Source organism: Methylobacterium trifolii (genome assembly GCF_022179685.1).
GTDB lineage: Bacteria > Pseudomonadota > Alphaproteobacteria > Rhizobiales > Beijerinckiaceae > Methylobacterium > Methylobacterium trifolii.
Window position 1 is genome coordinate 1 of the sequence record NZ_BPRB01000375.1, and the last position, 2,438, is coordinate 2,438.

Sequence of the window (2,438 nt, forward strand, 5' to 3'; positions counted from 1 at the left end):
GGCGGATGGTGAGCGCGTCGAGGAGCGCCTGGGTCGGGTGCTCGTGGGCGCCGTCGCCCGCGTTGACCACGGAGCAGTCGACCTTGCGGGCGAGCAGGTGCACGGCGCCGGCCGATTGGTGGCGCACCACGATGATGTCGGGGCGCATGGCGTTCAGCGTCGCCGCGGTGTCGATCAGGGTCTCGCCCTTCTTCACCGAGGAGGAGGCCACCGACATGTTCATCACGTCGGCGCCGAGCCGTTTGCCGGCGAGTTCGAACGAGGATTGCGTCCGCGTCGAGGGCTCGAAGAACAGGTTGATCTGGGTGCGCCCGCGCAGCGTCGTGCGCTTCTTCTCGACCTGGCGGGAGATGTCGACGGCCGCATCCGCCCGGTCGAGCAGGCCCTCGATATCCGGGCGCGACAGGCCCTCGATGCCGAGGAGGTGCCGGTGCGGGAAGCTCGGATGCGCGGGATCGGTCATGGCGTGGGCCCGGTGATAGATAGCTGCCGGGGCTCCCGCAAGCCGGGGCGCGGGGGCAGGCTGGCAACTTTTCGCGCTCGCGCCACGTAACCGGTCTCCGAGTCCGTACGAAATCCGGACCGTCTCCTCCCCCGCAACGCGAGCGTCCCTTTGGCGTCCACCTCCACCCTCTCCGCGAGCCGGGCCGCCGGGACCGGGCCGGTCTGGTTCTTCCGGCATCCCCTGGTGATTCGCCTCGCCCACTGGGTCAACGCGGCCACGCTCCTCGTCCTGCTGATGAGCGGCCTGCAGATCTTCAACGCCCACCCGGCCCTGTACTGGGGCTCGACCTCGACCTTCGACACCCCGGCGCTCGCCATCACCAGCGAGCAGGACGCGGACGGCGTGGCCCGCGGCATCGTCACGGTCGGCGGCCGGTCCTTCGGCACGACGGGCGTCCTCGGCGTGTCGAACTTCGCCGGCGAGGCGCAGGAGCGGGCGTTTCCCGCCTGGAGCACGCTGCCCGCGAGCCAGGACCTCGCCACCGGCCGGCGCTGGCACTTCCTGTTCGCCTGGGCCTTCGTGATCAACGGGCTGATCTACCTCGCCTACGGCATCGGCAGCGGGCAGTTGCGCCGCCGCCTGATCCCGGACGGGGACCAGATCCGCGACCTCGGCGGCTCGATCCGCGAGCACCTCACCCTGCACTTCCCGGAAGGGGAGGAGGCCAAGCGCTACAACGTGCTGCAAAAGCTCACCTACCTCGTCGTCGTCCTCGTGCTGCTGCCGGTGATGGTGCTCGCCGGGCTGGCGATGTCGCCGGGCATGGACGCCGCCTGGCCCTGGCTCACCGAAATCTTCGGCGGCCGGCAATCGGCCCGCAGCGTCCACTTCATCGTGGCCAACCTCCTGGTCCTGTTCGTCATCGTGCACGTGCTGCTCGTGCTGGTCTCGGGGTTCTGGAACAACATGCGCGGCATGGTCACCGGCTGGTTCAGCCTCGGGTCCGGCCCGCGCCGGGATGGAGCGCCCCGCTGATGGCCGTCCTCATGCAACGCCGCCGCTTCCTCACCCTCGGTGCCGGCCTCGCCGGGACGGCCATGCTCGGGGGCTGCGACCGCTTCGCCGGCACGGATGCCGGCCGGCGCACCCTCAGGCTCGGGGAGGACGCCAACCTGTTCGTGCAGCGCCTGCTGCTGAGCCCGGCCTCGCTCGCCCGCGAGTTCTCCGATTCGCAGATCTCGCCCTGGTTCAAGCCGAACGGCACGATCGACCCGCCGGACCGGGCCTACAAGGCGCTGGCGGCCAAGGGGTTCTCCGCGTTCAAGCTGGAGGTCGGCGGCCTCGTCGAGCGGCCGCTCTCCCTGACCCTCGCCGACCTGCGCGGCCTCCCCGTGCGGACCCAGACCACCCGCCACGACTGCGTCGAGGGCTGGAGCTGCATCGGCAAGTGGGCCGGAGTGCCGCTCGCCGAACTCCTGACCCGCGCGGGCCTCAAGCCCCAGGCGCGCTACGTCGTGTTCCACTGCGCCGACACCCTGGAATATGCCGGCGGCGGCCTCGAAGGCTCGGGCAACGGGGCGAGCCTGCTGCCGCGCGTCCGGCCCGAGACCCCGAGCGCGGTGCGCCTCGTGGCGGCGGCGGGCGACGGCGCGGATGCCTGGGGCGGCGGGGCCGAGCCGGAGCCGGCCGAGGACCCGCGCACGCCGATCCGCTACTACGAGAGCATCGACCTCACCGATGCCTTCCACCCGCAGACGATCCTGGCCTACGACCTCAACGGCAAGGCGCTGCCGGTCTCCAACGGAGCCCCGTTGCGCCTGCGCCTGGAGCGCCAGCTCGGCTACAAGCAGGCCAAGTACGTCATGCGGATCGAGGTGGTGGAGTCGCTTTCCAAGATCGGCGACGGCCAGGGCGGCTACTGGGAGGACCGCGGCTACGAGTGGTACGCGGGGATTTGAGGCACGGGCGTCGCCCTCCCCCCTCTGCGGGGGCG

The 2,438-nt window shown here is 71.2% G+C and carries 3 protein-coding genes; 2 read left to right on the plus strand and 1 reads right to left on the minus strand.

The window, feature by feature from the left end; genetic code table 11:
• On the minus strand, positions 1–463 hold a 463-nt coding region (locus tag COGEMETH_RS24745), incomplete at its 3' end, for an aspartate carbamoyltransferase (RefSeq protein ID WP_507763006.1).
• Positions 464–613: 150 nt separating this feature from the next.
• Between COGEMETH_RS24745 and COGEMETH_RS24750 the strand changes: the two genes are divergently transcribed.
• Both COGEMETH_RS24750 and COGEMETH_RS24755 read left to right on the plus strand, forming a co-directional pair.
• Complete coding sequence (locus COGEMETH_RS24750) at positions 614–1,480, plus strand: cytochrome b/b6 domain-containing protein (protein WP_238185321.1); 867 nt, start codon at positions 614–616, stop codon at positions 1,478–1,480.
• Positions 1,480–2,403, plus strand: a complete 924-nt coding sequence (locus tag COGEMETH_RS24755; protein WP_238185322.1) for a molybdopterin-dependent oxidoreductase — start codon at positions 1,480–1,482, stop codon at positions 2,401–2,403. The genes COGEMETH_RS24750 and COGEMETH_RS24755 overlap by 1 nt, the downstream gene beginning before the upstream one ends.
• The last annotated feature ends 35 nt before the right edge of the window (positions 2,404–2,438 follow it).